Here is a 17,960-nt window from a genome sequence, read left to right on the forward strand (position 1 = left end):
CCGCGCCACGGCCTTGTCCACCGGCGCGGCGCCTCAGCCGGGGGCGAGATCCGGTGTGTAGAATGTATGCCGCGACCGGCCCCTGTTTTTGGAGGCGTAGAGCGCCTGATCGGCGTCGCTGAGCAACTGATCGACCGTCGGTTTGGTGTAATAGCTCGACAATGTCGTCCCGATCGAGGCCGATATGCGGCAGGTTTTGCCCTCGAAAACGGTCGGTTGTTCCAGCCGTCTGATCAGGCGCTGCGCGATCCGGTCGAGAAGGTCGGGGTCGTCGCAATCGCGGAACAGGAGTACGAATTCGTCGCCGCCGACGCGCGCCACGATATCGCCGCGGCGCACTTCGGAGCGCAGCACCTTTGCCACATGGGCCAGCACATGGTCGCCCGCGGCATGGCCAAGCGTGTCGTTGACGCGCTTGAAATAGTCCAGATCCATGTGCATCAGGCCATAACGCGCCTGCGGATTGCTGAGCGTTCGGGCAAGCGCCGTGTCCATCGCCCGCCGATTGGCGAGCCCGGTCAGCATGTCGGTCAGCGCCTGCTGCTCGGCCACGATCCGTGCGGCTTCCAGACGTTCGGTCAGCATCCGCGATTCGTGCGAGGTCAGGGCACTCGCCTCGCGCAGGTAAAGCAGGTCGACCGTCTGATCGCAGGGCGAGAAATCGCGAAGCGTCAGGTGCCACTCGGCCACCGCCTCGGCAAATGATACCCCAAGCGAGATATTCATGAAGGCGCCGCTGTCGCCGGGCAGGGCAACCACCATTCCGCGCAATGTCAGATGCGGCGCCGTGTTCAGCATCAGCGTCAGCCTTTGGCCCTGCAAGGCCATCAGATCGGGCAGCTTGCTGACAAGACGCGGGCGTTTCAGCTTCATCAGGTCGAAGATGCTGCCGCCGATGATATCGGCCTCCCGCACCATCTTGCGGAATGTCGGCCCGGCGCGCACGATCTGCCCCTTCGGGCTGAGCCAGACGTGAAGCGGCATCAACCGGTCGAGCGCCGCGCCGGACAGGCCGATCAGAGGGTCGGGAAGGATGTGTTGGGGACTGGTCATCGCATTTGCGCATCCAGCTCGAAGGTGCGGCCGGCGGCGAACTGGGCATCCAGCAGATCGATCACGACAATCTCGGCCCCTTCCCGGCCAGGCTCCGCTTCGAGCACCACCAGCGCGCCATAGTCATCCGCCATGCCCCGCAAGGCGCCCAGAAGAACCGAGCCCATGCCGTCAAGGGCCCATCTGATTTCCAGCTTGAAGCGGCCCGGTGTGTCGGTCTGCAATACGATTTCGGGCATATCCAGATCGGGCAGCGCCATGCGTGCGCGGCCCGGAAGCTCCTCCAGGGATTGCAGGAAATCCAGGAATGTCGTGCCGCCGAACCGCAGCAAGCGGCGAATGGATTCCTGCGCCGGGTTCGAGACAAGCCAGCTTCCCACATCCTCCAGCAACGACGCGGCGTCCTTGTGCAGCACGGCCGAGGCCGCATCGATCGTCAGTTTCGTCAAACGGATGTCGTAATGCAGCATCGATTCGAATTCGTCGAAGGGCAAGGCTGCCTGATCCCGCACTTCGCCCCAGATATCCGCGCCATAGGTATCCTTCACAAACTCCTGCAACGCCCGATTGACAAGACCATGCATGGCAATCCTTCCCGCAAGCCATCCGCAATGGCATACGCTGAAAACCGTAAAGAAAGCGTTGGCATGGCGGTCGACGCGGTGGTCCGGCGTCAGAAATCGGTCGGTGCGCCGCCCTCTTCCTTGCGACGGGCGACGAAGGCCTGCAATTCTTCGCGAATGGCGTCGTCCATCGGCGGCGCCTCGAACTCATCCAGTATCCGCTTGTAGATCCGATGCGCCCGCTCAGCGGTCCAGACGCTGCCTTCGAGTTGCCATGCCTCGAAATTCCGCCAGTCTGACAGGAAGGGCTGATAAAACGCGGTCTGATAGCGGGCCTGGGTATGCGCGCAGCCGAAGTAGTGGCCGCCATGGCCGACCTCGCGGATCGCATCGAGCCCGATCTCGTCCTCAGTGGTGGCCCAGAGCGCCGGCTCGAAATATCGCTGGATCTGCTGCAACACCTCGCAATCCATGACGAATTTCTCCGGGCTCGCGATCAGACCGCCCTCCAGCCAGCCCGCCGCATGATAGACCATGTTGGTGCCCGATTGCACCGCCGCCCAGAGGCTTTGCGAGGTTTCCCACATGGCCTGCCCGTCCGGCACATTGGCGGCACAGACCCCGGACGAGCGCATCGGCAGCCCGTAGAACCGGGCCATCTGCCCGGTCATCTGCGTCGCGCGCATGTATTCGGGGGTTCCGAAGGCCGGAGCCCCGGATTTCATGTCCACATTGGAGGTGAAGGTGCCGATGGCCACGGGGCAGCCCGGGTTGATGTATTGCAGCAGCGCAATCGCCGCGAGCCCCTCGGCCAGCGACAACGCAACAGCGCCCGACATCGTCACCGGTGCCATCGCGCCGGCAAGCGTGAAGGGTGTGACAACCGTGGGCTGGCCGCGCCGGGCCAACCGCATCGCCCCGTCGAGCATCGGGTGGTCATGTTTCAGGGGCGAGACGGAGTTGATGTTGGTATACATCCGCGGTGTCGCGTCGAATTCCGCATGGGTCAGGCCCCCGGCGATCCGCACCATCTCCATCACATCCTCGACCCGCTCCGCCCCCAACGAATAGGCATGAGGGACCTTGTCGGTCAGCGTCAGCTTTTCATACAGGCAGTCGAGATGGCGCACGGAGGGGTGGATATCGATCGGTTCGGGTGCATAGCCGCCGGCGAAGTGGATGCAGTTGAAGTACTGGGTAAGCTTCAGAAACTCCTTGTAGGTCTCGAAATCACCCGATCTCTTGCCGCGCTCCAGGTCCCAGGCATTTGGTGGGGAGGAGACGTTGCCGAAGGTCAGGACGTTCTCGCCGATGATCAGCTGCCGCTCGGGGTTGCGCGGCGTGATGGTGAAGCTTGCGGGCGCGTGGCCCACCATCTCCATCACGAAGCTTTCGTCCATGAAGACATTTTCGCCCTCGATCCTGCACCCCGCCCTGCCGAGTATCCTGCGCGCTTCCTCGTTCAGAAACTCGATCCCGATCTGGCCGAGGATATGCATGGCTCCGCGATGGATCGCCTGCACCCCATCTTCGTCAAGCGGTTCGGTCGGCCTGTCGGTATTCCGGATCAGCCGCCAGGGCATCTGGTCGATGGCTGCATATCCGGCGCGGTCCGCATGGCCCTTGCGGCCGCCCGTGCGGCGGCGGCGTGTCGGTGTTTCAGCGGTCATCTTCGGCATCTCCCCGCGCGTGGTCGCAAGGCCAAGATTGACCCCGCCGGGGCCGCCAGAAGTTTTCAGTTAGCGACCGATCGCGTCGCATTCCGGCGACCGGCGGGCCTATCGGGCCTGCGTATCGTCCAGCCACCCGGGGATATACCCGATATCGGGCAGAACCACATGTGCCAGATCCTCCAGATCGGCGGCGGTTGCCATGCCGGTCAGCACCCCCACGCCCACCATCCCGGCGGCCGCAGCGGCATGCAGATCGTGGCGGCTGTCGCCGACCATCACCACACGCCCGGGCGGCAGGTTGAGTGTGGTCGCAAACCCCAGGCACATGCCCGGATCGGGTTTGGCGCCATAGCCGCTATCGGCACCCGCCACATAGTCGAACGCGTCCAGAACGCCCGCCGCGGCCAGATGCGCGCGCGCGGGCGCCTCCGCATCGTTGGTGGCCACGCCGAGCCGGAGCCCGGCCGCCCTGAGCCCTGCAAGATAAGGTGCCAGCGGCACCGCCTCTGCCATCCGTGCCTCCGCCGCAGCCACTGTCAGATACGCGTTCAGCCGCGACAGCTCCCAACCCGGCAGGCCGGGCAGCAGCGCACGGGCCGTTTCGTCGGGCGTACCGGCAATGGCCACGCTGTCGGGCCGGAATCGCGCCTTTTCGATATCGAAGCCGATCCGCGCGCCCAGATCGGAGGCCAGCGCCGCCTCACCTCCCGCCAGTTCGACCAGAACATCCGCCGCCCAGCCGGACCAGCTGGCCTCGAAATCGAACAGCGTGCCGTCCTTGTCGAAAAGAATGCCCGCGATCATTTCCGCGCCCGCCCCGATTGACTTTCAGGCTCCGGGGTGACTGTGTCTTGACCAATATGCAACAAGAAAGCCATTGTGGACGGTATGGATGGCGTAAAACCTCGTTTCGGGCTTCATGAAAGCATCAGTTTCCACACCTCGCAAACCGCAAGGTTGATCGAGCGTCGGGTGGAAGAAGGATTGCGCGCTTTCGGCCTGACGCGGGTCGGATGGTGTATTCTGGTGGCCGTGGCCGAAGACGGGCTGAAAAACCCCTCCGAGATTGCAAGCTTCGTCGGCATCGACCGCACCGCGACGTCTCGCGCCCTGCGGCAGTTGGAGGATGAAGGGTTGATCGCCCGCAGCATCGGCCGTCAGGACCGGCGCACGACCGAAGTTGCGCTGACGCCCGAGGGCCGGACAAGAATGCGCGCCGCGATGCCGATCTGTTCGGAAAACATGGCGCATTTCAACGAGAAGCTGTCTGCGTCGGAACGCGTGGAACTGACCCGGCTTCTGGCGAAACTCCGCAGCGGAGAAGGGGATGACCCGCTCGACTGACGCCGCCGGCCGGATCGTCGGCGCTCATCATGTCCAGTTCGGCAAGTCGCCTCCGGGCAGCGCGGCCCGCGCCTGAGCCAGGGTTTCGTAGCGCATGTCCTGGGCGTCGCAGCAGCGGATGACCCAGGCGTCATCCATCATGACGAAATCCAGAACGCCGGCCAGAAACTGCGGATCTCCTGCCTGGGCCCTGACATCCGAAACGGACGCACCGGTTACGCCCAGAAAGACCCCGAACAGATCGGGATCCGCGGCAAGCCAAGCCAGGGTGTCGATGGCGATTTTTTCGGCGGATTCTTGCTGCATGGAGAGAAGTTGACCTTAACGTTAAATAGTTTGTTAACCTTTCATATGCAAATTGACGGACGCTGATAAAAGGCAGTTTTTGGAGCTCGGAGTATGACAGGGCGCATCCTGGTCGTCGATGATGTAGCGACCAACCGCATCGTGATGAAAGTCAAGCTTTCCGCCGCCTGTTATGAGGTGGTTCAGGCCGATAGCGGAGCCGATGCGCTGGAAAAAGCCAGGTCGCACCGGCCCGATCTGATCCTGCTTGACGTCCTGATGCCCGATATGTGCGGGCTGACCGTCTGCGACAGGCTCAAGAACGACCCCGAGACCGCGGATATTCCGGTGATCCTGATCACCGCAATGGCAGACAAGGAAAGCAAGGTTCAGGGGCTTGAAAAAGGGGCGGATGATTTTCTGACCAAACCTGTGGATGAAGTGGCGCTTCTGGCGCGGGTCCGCTCGCTTCTGCGCGCGCGCGACACGCAGCGGGAGCTGCGCCTGCGGGAGGAAACCTGCGCGGAGCTTGGGTTTGCCGAAGGCGCGGGCGAATTCGAAGGCCCCGGAAAGATCGCGCTCGTCGCCTCCGATGCGGGCCCGGCCGTGGTCTGGAAACAGGCATTGGAGGCAAAGCGCGCCGGCATCGTCCAGATCGTGGCGCAGGAAAATGTCCTGGCCGATTTCGGTCAGAGCGATACGCCGGATCTGTTCGTGATCTCGGCCGATATGGCCTGCCGCAACGACGGGCTGCGCCTTCTGTCGGATCTGCGCTCCCGCCCGATCACCCGCTATGCGGCCACGGTGATGGTATTGCCCGCCGCCGATTGCGAGCGCGCCGCCATCGCGCTCGATCTCGGGGCCGGGGATATTCTTTACGAGCCGGTGGACGCCGATGAACTGGCGGTGCGGATCAGGACACAACTCCGGCGCAAGCGCCAGTCGGACCGTTTGCGGACCACCGTGCAGGAAGGGTTGCAGCTTGCGGTGACCGACAGCCTGACCGGTCTGCACAACCGCCGCTATGCGCTGCACCATCTTGAACGCATGCTGGGCCATCCCGGGCGCGGGATCGCCGTGATGATGCTGGATCTGGATTTCTTCAAGGATGTGAATGACCGCTATGGCCACGCCGCCGGCGACGGGGTGCTGGCCGTGGTCGCGAAACGGCTTCGCGCGCAGCTTCGCAGCATGGATCTGCTGGGCCGGATCGGGGGGGAGGAGTTTCTTGTCGCCATCCCCGATGCGGATCACGCGCGTGCAATGGATGTGGCCGAACGTCTGCGCGTCGCGGTCGGCAGCACCCCGATCCTGATCGGGCCCGACAAAACGCCGATTTCCGTGACCATGAGTGTCGGCATTGCCCTGGCCCAGGATTACGAGGACAGCGCGGCGGCGATCCTGTTGAGGGCCGATCAGGCGCTGTATGGCTCCAAGGCGGAGGGGCGAAATCTCGTGACCATGGCAACGGCCTCGGCCGCCTAGCACGATCGTCGGCCCTGCCCCGCCGCCCTCTAGCGGGTCCCGTCAGTCAGACGGCGGGCTGCGATCCCGCGTCACCGCGCGAAACGGCTGAAGCCTGCGCCTGCATCCGCCGGGCAGCCCGTAACGCACCGCTCATTGAGATCTGTCCCCGCGGCGCATGCTCCGCGACAGGCGGCGTTGCAAACGGTCGGCCAGATCGGCACGGGCCTCCGGGGTCATCGCCTCCAGCTGGTCCAGAAGCAATTGATGCCCCTCGGTCTGCAAACCCTGCACAGTGCGGCGCTGCTGCTCAAGGGCCGCCGCTGCCGCTGCCCGGTCGAAGGGCTCCGTGCGCAGCGCCTCCCCGAAGCGGTGGAGCGAATTGCCAAGCCCCCGCAGCTCGGGCCGGAACCGGTCCTGCCGCTCGTCCATGCGTGCGCGCAGGGCGGCCCGGTCGTCGCGCTCCAGAACATAGATCAGCGGCCCGAGCCCGAGCGTCCGCAGCGCCAGCGGCGCATCGCCGGAGCCCGGCGGCCCGCCGAGACGGCCCCAGACCGCGCCCATGACGATACCGGCGATCAGCAGGTTCAGCGCCAGAGACAGCCCAAGCGCGATCTTGACGCCCCGGCCTGCCCCGCGCGGCGGGGGCGCCGGCAGACCCGGAGCGGTTGGAGGGATCGGCGGCGTCTCAACCATCGCGCTCAGCCCTCCCCAAAGGAAATGGCAAGAAAATCGATCCCCGGCATCAGCCCGGCGCTGTCGCCCCCGGTCAGCTCGGTCAACTGACCGTTCAGCAGCATATCGACGCTCTCCGTCGCATAGACCCCGATCATCAGGCCGGTCACGCCTGCCACGGCAAGCCCAGACAGGCCCGGCCATCCGCCGACCGCCCCCCGCATCCGCGCAAACCATCCCGGTCCGGGGCGGGGTGCCGCGATGTTTCCGGGCTGAACGCGTGCCGCGTCGGCCAGAACCCGCGCGGTCAGGTCGGCACGGGGCCGCGCGTCCTGGCGCGCGTCGGCGAACAACGCTGTCAGATCATCCTTATCCGTCACCATAGCCCAGTGCCTCCTTCTGGCCCGCCAGGGCCGCCGCCAGCGCGCGTTTGCCGCGTGCCGTCAAACTCTCCACCGCTTCGACGCTGATGTCCAACACGGCCGCGATCTCCGGGTTGGAGATGCCTTCGATATGGCGCAGAACCACCGCCTGCCGCTGCCGCTCGGGCAGCCGCGCAAGTGCTGCGTCCAGCGCCGCCATCCGCCCGCGGCGCATCAGCATGGCTTCGGCGCTTTCTCGGTCATCGGCGGGTTCGTCCACCGCATCCAGCCCCACGGCCCGGCCGGACCGGCGCAACCGGTCCACGATCAGATTGGCCGTGACCCGGTAAAGCCATGTCCCCGGTTTTGCCGCGCCGTCGCCCTGCCAGCCCGGGGCGGCCCGCCAAAGCCGCAACATGGCCTCCTGCGCCACATCCTCGGCCTCGCTCCGGTCGCCCAGAACGCGCACCGCATGGCTGAGCACACGCGGCAGGAGCCGTGCGGTCAACACCCGCGCGGCCCCCTGATCACCATTGGCGTAGAGCACCAGCAAGGCTCCATCCTCCAATTGATCCAGCTCGGCATCCACCTGCACCATGCCCCTGCTTAACGCCGGAAATCCGGGGCGGCAAAAGGTTAGCCATGCCGCCCGGCGCCTTATCCGCGGTCGCGGCCAAACCCGTAGCCGCCGCCGCGATGGCCGCGCATGACGTCTGCGGCGTCCTCGAACTCCTCTGCGCTGATGGCGCCGTTGCCGTCGCGATCCAGTCGCTCGAACATGCGTGTCTGAAAGCGTTCCGCGCGCCGATCGGCCGCCGCGTCCATCTCGGCCCGGCTGATCGCGCCGTCCTCGTCGGTATCCAGCCGATCCAGCATCCGGTCGACCCCGGCCGCGACGCGCGCCTGACCCGCCGCAATCATCTCGTCACGGCTCAGGCTGCCGTCGTTATCGGCGTCGGCCTGATCGAACCTTGCCCCGCGATGGTTGCGCATCTCGTCCAGGCTCACCTCGCCGTCATTGTTCAGATCCATTTCTTCGAACAGAAAATGCGGGCCCCGCGGCCCGGTCTGCGCTGCGGCGGGCGCGGCTGCCGCCAGCACCAGCGCCAATGCGACACCAACCGTAACAGTGGTCTTGGGGGACATGCGTAAACTCCTTTTTGCTGCCTGTCTGACCCTTTCCACGGGCGCGGCGGCCGGTTCCGTCGAAGTTTCTTGCCCGGCGCGGTTTGCGACCATGCGCCGCGTACCGGCGTCATTGGACAGATCCACCGCCATGTTACATACGGTAACAGGGATTTCCGGAAAGGCCGCGGCCCATGCCATACACATCAGATCATGCCGCGTTCGACGCGGATTTGCCCGACCGCCCCGCCTGGCCCGCGATCCGCCGGGGGCTGCGCCAGCGCTGCCCGAGTTGCGGCAGGGGGCATCTGTTCGAAAGCTATCTGAAACTGCGCCCCGCCTGCGAAAGTTGCGGCGAAGATCTCAGCCATGCCCGCGCCGATGACGGCCCGGCCTATCTGGCCATTCTGGTCACCGCCAAGGTTCTGGGCACGCTGATGCTCTGGGTCTACACCACATGGCAACCCGGGCCCTATCTGCTGTCGGCGATGTTTTCGGTTGGCGCGGTGGCGATGGCGCTATACCTCTTGCCCCGTTTCAAGGGCATGATTGTGGGGATTCAATGGGCCAAGCGGATGCACGGCTTCTAGACAAAACGGCTATCCGCGACGCGGCGACCATCATCATGTTGCGCGACGCGGAAACGCGCCCCCGCGTGCTGATGGGCCAGCGCGGCAGAACCGCCGCCTTCATGCCCTCGAAATTCGTCTTTCCGGGCGGCGCGGTCGACGCGGTCGATGCGACCATCCCGCTGGCGCGCGCGGCACGCGCCGAGATGGCGGCGCAACTGGCCGCCAAGGCAGAGGCGCCCGCAAATGCCGTGATCGCCGCGGCCACCCGCGAGCTGTGGGAGGAGACGGGCCTGCTTCTCGGGCGCACCGATGAGCGGGCCGGTCGGCTGGAGGCACCCCGCGGCTGGCGCGGCTATCTGGCAACCGGGCATCTTCCCGATGGTCCGACGCTGGAGTTCATCTTCCGCGCGATCACGCCGCCCGGACGCCCCCGGCGCTTCGATGCGCGGTTTTTCGTGGCCGATGCATCCGATCTGGCGAACGATCCCGATGATTTCAGCCGTGCCGAAGACGAGCTGAGCCACCTTCAATGGGTGCCGCTCGATACCGCGCGGGCCTTCGACATGCCGTTCATCACCGAGGTCGTGCTGGCGGAACTTGCCGCGCGGCTGAACGGTACCGCCCATCACGGTGTGCCGTTTTTCAACAATGCCGACCGGATCAGCCGGTTCGAGCGTCTCTGAGCGCCGCCGACCCGCTCCGCGCCTGCAAACATGGCGGAACGCTCGTCGGCCGCCCCCTCCCTCAAACCCCGAACACACGCTCCCCGAAGCTCAGCCACAAGGGCATCGTGGCAAAGCTGAGCAGCGTCTGCATCGTGATCATCGCCGCCATCAGCGGTGCATCGCCGCCCAGCTGGCGCGCCAGCGTATAGGCCGCGACACCCGTGGGCAGCGCGCCATAAATCAGCGCGACCTGCGCGCTGAGCGGATCGAGGCCAAGCGCCAGCGCGGTCATCAGGATCGCGGCCGGGAAAACCACGATCTTGCCGAACGCGGCCAGCGCCATCGGGCCCGCCTCGGCGCGCAGCCCTTTCAGCTTCAGGTTCGCGCCCACGCAGAGAAGCATGATCGGCAGAGCCGCCTGCCCCAGCACGCTCAGGGTTTCGTGCAATACCGGGACCGCGCCGATACCGGCGGCGTTGAAGCCAAGAGCGGCCAGGATCGCAAGGATCAGCGGATTGGTTGCGAGCTGCCGGACCGCCGCCCGCGCCACGCCTCCGCCGGGCGGCCGCAACATCACCGCAAACAGGCTGATCGCGATCAGGTTCACGCCGGGGACCAGCACAGCCGCCCCCAGCACCGCCAATTGCAGTCCCGGCGCGCCGTAAAGCGCCTCTGCCACGGCGAGGGCCACGAAGGTGTTGAACCGGCAGGCCCCCTGCATCACCGATGTCCCGACCGCGCCGCCGCGGGCCAGCACCACCGCACCGATCAGGCCGATGACCACGCCGGCAAGGAAGCCCGCATAGAGCACGATGGCGAAACGGCCCAGCCCCGCCTCGCCCAGATCCGCAGTGGAGATACGGACGAAAAACAGGGCCGGCATCAGCACGAAATAGACCAGGCGATCGTTCAGATCCCAGAACTCATCGGATGGAATGCCACCCCGGCGGAGCGCGTAACCGGTGAGGATCAAAAGGAAAATCGGCGCGATGGAAAGGGCGATCATCATCTCAGAGACTGCCCAGGAAGATCAGCCCGATCGAGGCCACGATCAACGCGATCCCCCAGATTTCCTTGGGCGACGACCGTTCTTTCAACCAGAATACGGAAAACAGAAAGGTGAAGACCAGCTCGATCTGGCCCAGGGCCTTCACATAGGCCGCGGTTTGCAGGGTGAAGGCGGTGAACCAGCCCAGCGAGCCCAGCATGGAGGTGAGCCCGACCAGACCGGACACCCGCCAGCTTGCCAGCACCTTTGCGATTTGCCCCCGTTCCCGCCAGGCGAGCCAGAGGCCAAGGGTCACGGTCTGCACCGCAGTTGCGGCCGCCAGCGTGAACGCCGCCCGCAGAAATACATCCCCCTCGGGCAGGGACAGGGATGCGCCGCGATACCCCACCGCCGAAATTCCGAACAAGAGGCCCGAGGCCAGCCCGTAGCCCGACGCCACGTTGAAGAGCCGCGCCCGCCACGGCAGCGCGATCTCTCCCTTCGGCGGATCAGACAGTAGCAGGACACCGATGAAACCGACCCCGATCGCCGCCACGACCGGGGGCGACACCGCCTCCCTCAGAATGACGAGGCCCAGGAGCGCGGTCAGGATCACCTCGGTCTTTTTCAGCGTGATGCCGACGGCGAAGTTCCGATGCGCGAACAGCGCCACGACACACATCGTGGCCAGCATCTGCGCCATCGCGCCCGACACGACGAAAAGCCAGAACCGGGCGGCCGGCCCCGGCAGGTCCTGCCCCGACACGGACGCATAGACCGCCACGAGGCCCGCCACCAGCGGAGCGGAATACAAGAACCGTGCCCAGGTCGCGCCGCCCGTCGACAGGGTCGTGACCTTCAGGTGCCGTTGCAGCAGAAACCGCAGGTTCTGCATGAAAGCGGCGAAGATGGTGACGGGGATCCACACGGGCATGGGCGCAGTCTTCGCGCCTATCGCCCGGGTCTACAAGTCAGTTTCGCGGCCAGAGTGGATGCGGCACCGGGTCCTTGGCGCGGAACAGGTGGCGCCGGAAAATCTGGCCGTAGGACCGGTAGAGATACCCGTCATTGCGTTGCAGATACGTGTCCTTGTCGGCGAAATACGTCTCCGGAAGCCGATACCACGGCAGGCGCGGGTGCATGTGATGCACCACGTGGAAGTTGTTGTTGAGAAACAGGAAGGCCAGCACGCCCCGATCCTCGATGATCACGGTGCGCCCGCTGGCCCGGTCATGGGCGCGGTGTTCCAGAAAAGTGCGGATCTTCAGGGTGGCAAGCCCGATATAGCAGGCCAGAAGATACGCCCAGAGCGGCAGGGGCGACACCCAGACCAGCGCCAGAACCGGCAGGATCGTCAGCGCATGCAGCCCCCATGCCCGCAGCACGGTACGGTCGCCCCGCCGGATCTGCCGCCAGTCACCGGCCATGAAGGCGACCTGCGAGACAACGGGCCCCAGAAGCAGCCGCCCGATCAGCGTGTTGTTGGCAGACAGGATCGCGCGCACCGGGCCGGACAGCCGGTCCCAGACGGCGGGGTCCAGATAGTTGGTTTCCGGGTCGTCATAAGGATCGGTCAGATTGCTGTCCAGGTGATGCTCCAGATGCATGTCCCTAAACCGGATGAAGGGAATGCACAGGTTGAGCGACGTGAAAACCGCCGCCTCGCTCAGCCCGCGGTGGGCGAACGGATGGCCATGGGTCACTTCATGCTGAAGCGAGGATTGCAGCGCGATGGTGAAAGCGGCGGCCAGAACGGCCAGCGGCAGCCAGATCGTCGGCAGCCAGAACACCGCCCCAAGCCAGCCCAGATAGCAAAGCACGATCAGCAAAACGGTCGGCCATTCGACGCGCATTCAGTCTCCGATGTCATAAGTACGGCATCCCCAGCCGCATGAGATGTGCCTAACAGGCCTTGCGTTTTACCGACAGTCCGGGTTTTCTCAGCAGAAATCCAACAAAGGTGATAATATCAAACAATGATGGATGTATCCGACAAACGCCAACGCGCCTCCCTGTTCCGGGAGCGCCTTGCCGCGGCTCTGACGGCGTCCGGTCTGTCGCGCGCCGCGCTGTCGCGGGCAACCTCGGTCGACCGCTCCACCATCACGCAGCATCTGATGGCCGAGGATGCGCGGATGCCCGGCGGCCATCTGGTTGCCTCCGCGGCCCAGGCGCTTGGCGTGTCGGCGGACTGGCTTCTCGGCCTCACCGACCGGCCGGAACTCGCAGGCGACATCCTGGCCACCAGCATGTCGCTGACCGAAACCAACCGCTCCAGCGCCATCGACGACCAGATCTTCGCGTGGCACGAAGAGGCGGCGGGCTACAAAATCCGCCATGTCCCCGCAACCTTGCCGGACATGCTCAAGACCCATGGTCTCATGCGGTGGGAGTATACGCCGACCATGAACCGCCGTCCGGATCAGGCCATCGGCGCGGCCGAGGCGCGGCTGGACTGGATGCGCGGCAGCCAGAGCGATTACGAGATCGCACTTCCGATCCACGAGCTGGAATGCTTCGCCCTGGGTCAGGGCTATTACACCGGCCTCAGCGCCCAGTTGCGGCGGCAACAGATCGACTGGCTGATCGAGGTCTACGATCAGGTCTACCCACGCCTGCGCCTGTTCATCTTCGATGCCCATCGGGTGTTTTCCGCCCCCGTCACGGTCTTCGGGCCGAAGATGGCGGTGATCTACATGGGCCGCCATTACGTGGCCTTCCGCGACCGCGACCGGGTCCGTGGCGTGACCGAACATTTCGACTGGCTGATCCGTGAAAGCTTGGCCTCGGCCCGGCAGATCCCGAAAATCCTGATGGCGCTGCGGCACCGGGTGGAGGACTAGCGCGGGTCCCCCACCGCGCGGCCCATGCCCTCGGGCGCGGGCAGGCCGGCATGGGCCTGCGTCGCGCGTGCCAGAACGGCCCCCACATCCGCGCGCGGCGCGGCCGGGCGCCGGGTGGCAAGATCCACATGGAGCAGCATCTGTTCCCCCGTCGCGACCAGCGCGCCGCGGCTCCGCATCTCGTGCCAGACATGCAGGCGCTTGCCACCGCCGTCGATGACCCGGGTGGTCACCACGATCCGGGTGCCGATATCGACCTCGCCCAGATGGCGGATATGGGTCTCCACCGTGAAAACGCTGTGGCCCTGAGCCACGCAGTCCGCATCCATCCCGGCCCAGAGCAGCAGACGGTCGGTCGCGTGGGAAAAGGCCGTCAGGTAATGCGCCTCGTTCATGTGGCCGTTGTAATCCACCCAATCGGGCGGCACCTGCCGGTCCAGTGTCACGGGCGGCTGGCCCAGATCCGGCATGCTCGGGGCAAGGGCGCTTTCATGATCCGCAAGGGCCGCGCCCAAACCCGGGTCGTTGCGGGATTTCAACGCGCGCAGAACCGCCACCACCGTGCCCGGATCGCCATCGGGCAGAACCTCGGCCAGTCCATCCGCATCCAGAACCATCCCGATCCCGGCCAGCACGGCCTTGGCCTTGGCCAGCAGATCCGGGGCCACGACCGCCCCGCCCTCGACCCTGACCTGCGGGAACAGCCAGACCGGCGCCCGCCCGGAAACGGCGACGATCTGCGCCGGGCGCGGCGCGCAGCCCTGCAAATCCTCCACGCTCAGCGTCTCCGAAGTTCCGGCGATGACCACGTCGGGGCCGACGCCGGCCTGCACGGCCTGATACATCTTGCGTTTCAGCGAGACCCGGTCGGGCAGCCCGTCCTGCACCCAGTCGACCCCGCTGACCGCTTCGGCCAGACTGTCGTGATAGCTCACCTCTTCCACGGGCGGCAGCGCCACGTCGTAAAGCGCGGGCAGGCTCCCGGCGGCGGCGGACAGCGCATCGGCCATGCGCGCCGCGGCACCCGGTTCAGGGTCGAAAACGCGCACCTGCCATCCCATCAATGCAAACCGCGCCGCCCAGGCACAGCCGCTCGTCCCGGCGCCCAAAAGCGCCATTCGGCCTGTCATGCTTCCCCCCGTTCGCGTGACCTGCGGGCACAGTAACCCGCCCGGGGCGGGGCTCAATAGGGCATGGGAATCGCGCGGTGGGTGGTGTTGATTTCGGCCAACACTTCTTCGGAGAGTGTCACGTCCAGCCCGTTCAGAATATGCCGCAACTGATCGCTGTTCGTGGCGCCGAAAATCGACGAGACGGGAAACGGCCGGGACACGGTGAAGGCCAGCGCCATATGGATCGGGTCGAGCCCGTGGCGCGCCGCGATGTCCTGATAGGCGGCCACCGCCTCAAACGCGCGGTCGGTCTTCCGCCCGCCCAGATTTTCCACCAGCGACATGCGTGAGCCATCGGGCACCGCGCCATGCTGATACTTTCCGGTCAGAAGCCCCGCGCCAAGCGGCGAAAACGCCAGCAGGGTCACATTCTCGTTCACCGCCAGTTCCGCCAGGTCGGAGTCGTACTGTCGGCACAGCAGCGAATACTCGTTCTGGATCGACGCGATACGGGGCAGCCCCCGCTCCTCGCTCAGCCGCAGCCATTGGGCCGTGCCCCATGCGCTGTCATTGGACAGCGCCAGATGGCACAGCTTGCCGGCGGCCACCAGCCCGTCCGCGGCCTCCAGAATGTCGGCCATATGGGCCAGCGTTGCGGCCTTGTCCTGCCCTGACGGGTCATAGTCCCAGATCTGGCGGAAATGATAGCTGCCACGATTGGGCCAATGCATCTGATAAAGGTCGATCCGGTCGGTTTTCAGCCGTTTCAGCGAGGCTTCGAACGCCTCAAGAAACGTCTCGCCGGTAATGTCCTGCCCCATGCGCACGAAGCTGTCGTTGCGCCCGCTGATCTTGGTGGCGATCACCAGATCGGCGCGGCGGTGCGGGTGGGCGGCAAGCCAGTTGCCCAGTATCTCCTCCGTCCGGCCGACCGTCTCGGCGCGGGCCGGGTTCACCGGATACATCTCGGCGGTGTCGACGATGTTGATCCCGGCCTCCAGCGCCATGTCCATCTGCCGGTGGGCATCCTGTTCCGGGGTCTGGTTTCCCCATGTCATCGTGCCAAGGCAGTAATCGGTGATCCGGGTCTCGCTTTGGCCCAGGGCAATATGTTTCATCTTCCAGAAATCCTTTCGGCAATCCGGTGACAGAGGTAACCGGCCCGGCGCCGAGGGCAAGGCGAAACCCGGGTACCCGGCCCCGTGGGCTCGGGCAACAGGTTACGAAAAAACGGAAACCCGCGGTTTTTCGCAACCCATCCAGATCCGTCGGGTGACCGACCGAGAGGCCAATTGCGACATCGCAAAAGACGCAAACCCGCCAGATCGCCCCGGACCCCCGTGTGACGGTGCCCCAAAACCAAACCTCCGGTCTCATGCGCCTGATCCTGTCGTTCACCGCCCTCTTCCTTTCGGTCATCCTTCTGCAACTCAGCTCGGGCGGGGTCGGCCCGCTGGATGTGCTCTCGGGCAGTGCGCTCGGCTTCAGCAACGGACAGATCGGGCTTCTGGGGTCCGCCCATTTTCTCGGATTCTTCATCGGCTGCTGGTGGGCGCCGCGCCTGATGGGTTCGGTCGGGCATTCGCGGGCCTTCGCGGCCTTCACCGCGACCGGCGCCATCGGGCTGCTGGCGCATATGCTGGTGATCGACCCCTATGCCTGGGCGCTGATGCGGGTCGCCTCGGGGCTGTGCATCGCGGGCTGCTACACGGTGATCGAAGCATGGCTGCAATCCAAGGTGACCAATGACACGAGGGGCCGGGCCATGGGGGTCTACCGGATGGTGGATACTGGCGGCTCGCTCGTGGCCCAGCTTCTGATCGGCGTGCTCGCACCGGCCTCCTATGTCTCCTACAACATTCTGGCGATCCTGTGTTGTGCCGCGCTTCTGCCGCTGACCCTGACCACCATGTCGCAACCGAAAACGCCCGAGGCGCCCCGGCTGCGCCCGGGTCTGGCCTGGCGGCTCTCGCCCCTCGCTGTCGCGGGCGTGCTTGTCGCCGGTCTCAGCGGCGCCGGGTTTCGCATGATCGGCCCGCTATACGGGCAGGAGGTCGGCCTTGCCGCCAGCCAGATCGGCTATTTTCTGGCCGCGTTCGTTCTGGGCGGCGCACTGATGCAACTGCCCGCAGGCTGGCTGGCCGATCGCTATGACCGCCGGTGGGTGCTGATCTGGTTTTCCGCCGCGGCAATCCTCGCCAGCGGCATCACCGTGGCGCTCGCCGGTCAGGGCACGGTCGCGATATTTGCGGGCGCGCTTCTGTTTGGCGGGCTGACCTTTCCGATCTACTCGATCTCGGCGGCCCATGCCCATGACTGGGCCGACGATACGCAGAGGGTGGAATTGTCGGCCGCGCTCATGTTCTTCTATGCCACGGGCGCCATCGTGGCGCCGCTTGCCAGTTCGGCCCTGATCACCGTGTTCGGACCCTCGGCGCTCTTCACCTTCATCGCGGCGGGCCATGTGGTGCTGGTTGTCTTCGGGCTGATCCGCATGCGCCGGCGCACGGGCGCGGAAACCCGAAAACCCTATGTCTGGATTCCGCGCACCTCCTTTCAGGTGGGCCGCCTGTTCCGGCGCCCTCGCTAAGGCGTGACGCGACAGGGCCGCGATCGGTGCTATACTGCGGCGTCCACCACCCGGGGCGGAGCGACGGACCCATGACCTCCCTGATCGCGGCAATTGCCCTTGTTCTTCTGCCGCTGGCCGCGCTGGCCGATCCGGTCCGGTACCTGCTGGAGCCCGACCGCTCCACCGTGGGCTTCACCTACAGCTTCGGCGACGGCTCGGACGATGGCACGATGCCCGTACTGGGCGCCGATCTGCTGGTCGATCTGGACACACCCTCCCGGTCGCAGGTTGACGTGACCGTGAATGTGCGCGGCGCGCGCACCGGTTTCTTTCTCGCGACCGAGGCGCTGCGAAGCGCGCAGGTGCTGGACGCGGCCACCTATCCCACGATCCGGTTCCGCTCCACCCGCGTCACCGCCGAAGGGACCGGTGCGCGGATCGACGGGGAGTTCACCATCCGCGGCGTCACCCGGCCCGCCACGCTGACGGCGCAATTCTATCGCCAGCAGGGAACCGTGCCCGGAGATCGCGACAGGCTGTCGATCTATCTGACAGGTTCGGTCAGCCGCTCCGCATTCGGGGCATCGGGCTTTGCCGCAGAGGTGGGCGATCGGGTCGATCTGCGCATCCTGGCCCGCATTCGCCGCGAGGGCACCTAGCGCCG

Annotated in this window: 21 protein-coding genes; 7 read left to right on the forward strand and 14 right to left on the reverse strand. The window is 65.7% G+C overall.

Features of this window, described 5'->3' with window-relative positions:
• Positions 1–33: 33 nt before the first annotated feature.
• From ACQ651_RS09990 to ACQ651_RS10005, 4 genes are all read right to left on the reverse strand, one after another.
• On the reverse strand, positions 34–1,053 hold the full coding sequence (locus ACQ651_RS09990; protein ID WP_430449182.1) for a diguanylate cyclase domain-containing protein: 1,020 nt from the start codon (positions 1,051–1,053) through the stop codon (positions 34–36).
• The gene (locus tag ACQ651_RS09995; protein WP_227284796.1) at positions 1,050–1,637 is read right to left on the reverse strand and encodes a heme NO-binding domain-containing protein; all 588 of its coding nucleotides are present in this window, start codon (positions 1,635–1,637) and stop codon (positions 1,050–1,052) included. The genes ACQ651_RS09990 and ACQ651_RS09995 overlap by 4 nt, the downstream gene beginning before the upstream one ends.
• 89 nt (positions 1,638–1,726) lie before the next feature.
• Positions 1,727–3,286, reverse strand: coding sequence for a trimethylamine methyltransferase family protein (locus tag ACQ651_RS10000; RefSeq protein WP_430449183.1), 1,560 nt, complete (start codon positions 3,284–3,286; stop codon positions 1,727–1,729).
• A gap of 108 nt (positions 3,287–3,394) precedes the next feature.
• Positions 3,395–4,093, reverse strand: coding sequence for an HAD family hydrolase (locus ACQ651_RS10005; protein ID WP_227284800.1), 699 nt, complete (start codon positions 4,091–4,093; stop codon positions 3,395–3,397).
• 84 nt (positions 4,094–4,177) lie between these two features.
• On the opposite strand from ACQ651_RS10005, the gene ACQ651_RS10010 reads away from it, so the two are divergent.
• Complete coding sequence (locus ACQ651_RS10010) at positions 4,178–4,633, forward strand: MarR family winged helix-turn-helix transcriptional regulator (RefSeq protein WP_227285198.1); 456 nt, start codon at positions 4,178–4,180, stop codon at positions 4,631–4,633.
• A 27-nt stretch (positions 4,634–4,660) separates the two neighbouring features.
• Here ACQ651_RS10010 and ACQ651_RS10015 read toward each other — a convergent pair whose 3' ends face one another.
• Positions 4,661–4,939 (reverse strand): DUF3572 domain-containing protein, encoded by a 279-nt coding sequence (locus tag ACQ651_RS10015; RefSeq protein ID WP_430449184.1) that lies wholly within the window; start codon positions 4,937–4,939, stop codon positions 4,661–4,663.
• Between the two features lie 93 nt (positions 4,940–5,032).
• Here ACQ651_RS10015 and ACQ651_RS10020 point away from each other — a divergent pair, with 93 nt between their 5' ends.
• On the forward strand, positions 5,033–6,403 hold the full coding sequence (locus ACQ651_RS10020; protein WP_227284802.1) for a diguanylate cyclase: 1,371 nt from the start codon (positions 5,033–5,035) through the stop codon (positions 6,401–6,403).
• Between the two features lie 132 nt (positions 6,404–6,535).
• On the opposite strand, the gene ACQ651_RS10025 is transcribed toward ACQ651_RS10020, so the two are convergent.
• The 4 genes from ACQ651_RS10025 to ACQ651_RS10040 are packed head-to-tail and all read right to left on the reverse strand — an operon-like array spanning position 6,536 to position 8,565.
• Positions 6,536–7,078, reverse strand: a complete 543-nt coding sequence (locus tag ACQ651_RS10025; RefSeq protein ID WP_430449185.1) for a periplasmic heavy metal sensor — start codon at positions 7,076–7,078, stop codon at positions 6,536–6,538.
• Positions 7,079–7,083: 5 nt separating this feature from the next.
• Positions 7,084–7,440: a hypothetical protein gene (locus ACQ651_RS10030; RefSeq protein WP_227284804.1), complete on the reverse strand. Its 357-nt coding sequence runs from the start codon at positions 7,438–7,440 to the stop codon at positions 7,084–7,086.
• A complete protein-coding gene (locus ACQ651_RS10035; protein WP_227284805.1) occupies positions 7,427–8,017 on the reverse strand; it encodes an RNA polymerase sigma factor in 591 nt (196 codons plus the stop codon). Before ACQ651_RS10035 ends, ACQ651_RS10030 begins: the two co-directional genes overlap by 14 nt.
• Positions 8,018–8,076: 59 nt before the next feature.
• Positions 8,077–8,565 (reverse strand): EF-hand domain-containing protein, encoded by a 489-nt coding sequence (locus ACQ651_RS10040; protein WP_430449186.1) that lies wholly within the window; start codon positions 8,563–8,565, stop codon positions 8,077–8,079.
• Positions 8,566–8,738: 173 nt separating this feature from the next.
• On the opposite strand from ACQ651_RS10040, the gene ACQ651_RS10045 reads away from it, so the two are divergent.
• Both ACQ651_RS10045 and ACQ651_RS10050 read left to right on the forward strand, forming a co-directional pair.
• A complete protein-coding gene (locus ACQ651_RS10045) occupies positions 8,739–9,134 on the forward strand; it encodes a DUF983 domain-containing protein (protein ID WP_227284807.1) in 396 nt (131 codons plus the stop codon).
• Positions 9,107–9,799 carry an NUDIX hydrolase gene (locus tag ACQ651_RS10050; RefSeq protein ID WP_430449187.1) on the forward strand — a complete coding sequence of 231 codons (693 nt, stop codon included), beginning with the start codon at positions 9,107–9,109 and terminating at the stop codon, positions 9,797–9,799. The genes ACQ651_RS10045 and ACQ651_RS10050 overlap by 28 nt, the downstream gene beginning before the upstream one ends.
• Positions 9,800–9,860: 61 nt before the next feature.
• Here the strand turns inward: ACQ651_RS10050 and ACQ651_RS10055 are convergent, their stop codons facing one another.
• Genes ACQ651_RS10055 through ACQ651_RS10065 form a run of 3 tightly spaced genes read right to left on the reverse strand, consistent with a single transcriptional unit; the run spans position 9,861 to position 12,622 of the window.
• Positions 9,861–10,790, reverse strand: a complete 930-nt coding sequence (locus ACQ651_RS10055; RefSeq protein ID WP_227284809.1) for an AEC family transporter — start codon at positions 10,788–10,790, stop codon at positions 9,861–9,863.
• 1 nt (position 10,791) lies between these two features.
• Entirely contained in the window at positions 10,792–11,703 is a 912-nt protein-coding gene (locus ACQ651_RS10060; protein ID WP_430449188.1) for a DMT family transporter, read from the reverse strand.
• Between the two features lie 37 nt (positions 11,704–11,740).
• The gene (locus ACQ651_RS10065; RefSeq protein WP_430449189.1) at positions 11,741–12,622 is read right to left on the reverse strand and encodes a fatty acid desaturase; all 882 of its coding nucleotides are present in this window, start codon (positions 12,620–12,622) and stop codon (positions 11,741–11,743) included.
• Positions 12,623–12,745: 123 nt separating this feature from the next.
• On the opposite strand from ACQ651_RS10065, the gene ACQ651_RS10070 reads away from it, so the two are divergent.
• Complete coding sequence (locus ACQ651_RS10070; protein ID WP_430449190.1) at positions 12,746–13,612, forward strand: helix-turn-helix domain-containing protein; 867 nt, start codon at positions 12,746–12,748, stop codon at positions 13,610–13,612.
• On the opposite strand, the gene ACQ651_RS10075 is transcribed toward ACQ651_RS10070, so the two are convergent.
• Both ACQ651_RS10075 and ACQ651_RS10080 read right to left on the reverse strand, forming a co-directional pair.
• Entirely contained in the window at positions 13,609–14,742 is a 1,134-nt protein-coding gene (locus tag ACQ651_RS10075; protein WP_227284815.1) for a thioesterase family protein, read from the reverse strand. The two genes, ACQ651_RS10070 and ACQ651_RS10075, sit on opposite strands and share 4 nt — an antisense overlap.
• Positions 14,743–14,795: 53 nt before the next feature.
• Positions 14,796–15,842, reverse strand: coding sequence for an aldo/keto reductase (locus tag ACQ651_RS10080; RefSeq protein ID WP_430449191.1), 1,047 nt, complete (start codon positions 15,840–15,842; stop codon positions 14,796–14,798).
• A gap of 257 nt (positions 15,843–16,099) precedes the next feature.
• On the opposite strand from ACQ651_RS10080, the gene ACQ651_RS10085 reads away from it, so the two are divergent.
• Positions 16,100–17,314, forward strand: a complete 1,215-nt coding sequence (locus ACQ651_RS10085; protein ID WP_227284817.1) for an MFS transporter — start codon at positions 16,100–16,102, stop codon at positions 17,312–17,314.
• A gap of 71 nt (positions 17,315–17,385) precedes the next feature.
• Positions 17,386–17,955, forward strand: coding sequence for a YceI family protein (locus ACQ651_RS10090; protein ID WP_227284818.1), 570 nt, complete (start codon positions 17,386–17,388; stop codon positions 17,953–17,955).
• Positions 17,956–17,960: the final 5 nt, after the last annotated feature.

Source organism: Rhodophyticola sp. (genome assembly GCF_965284195.1).
GTDB lineage: Bacteria > Pseudomonadota > Alphaproteobacteria > Rhodobacterales > Rhodobacteraceae > Rhodophyticola.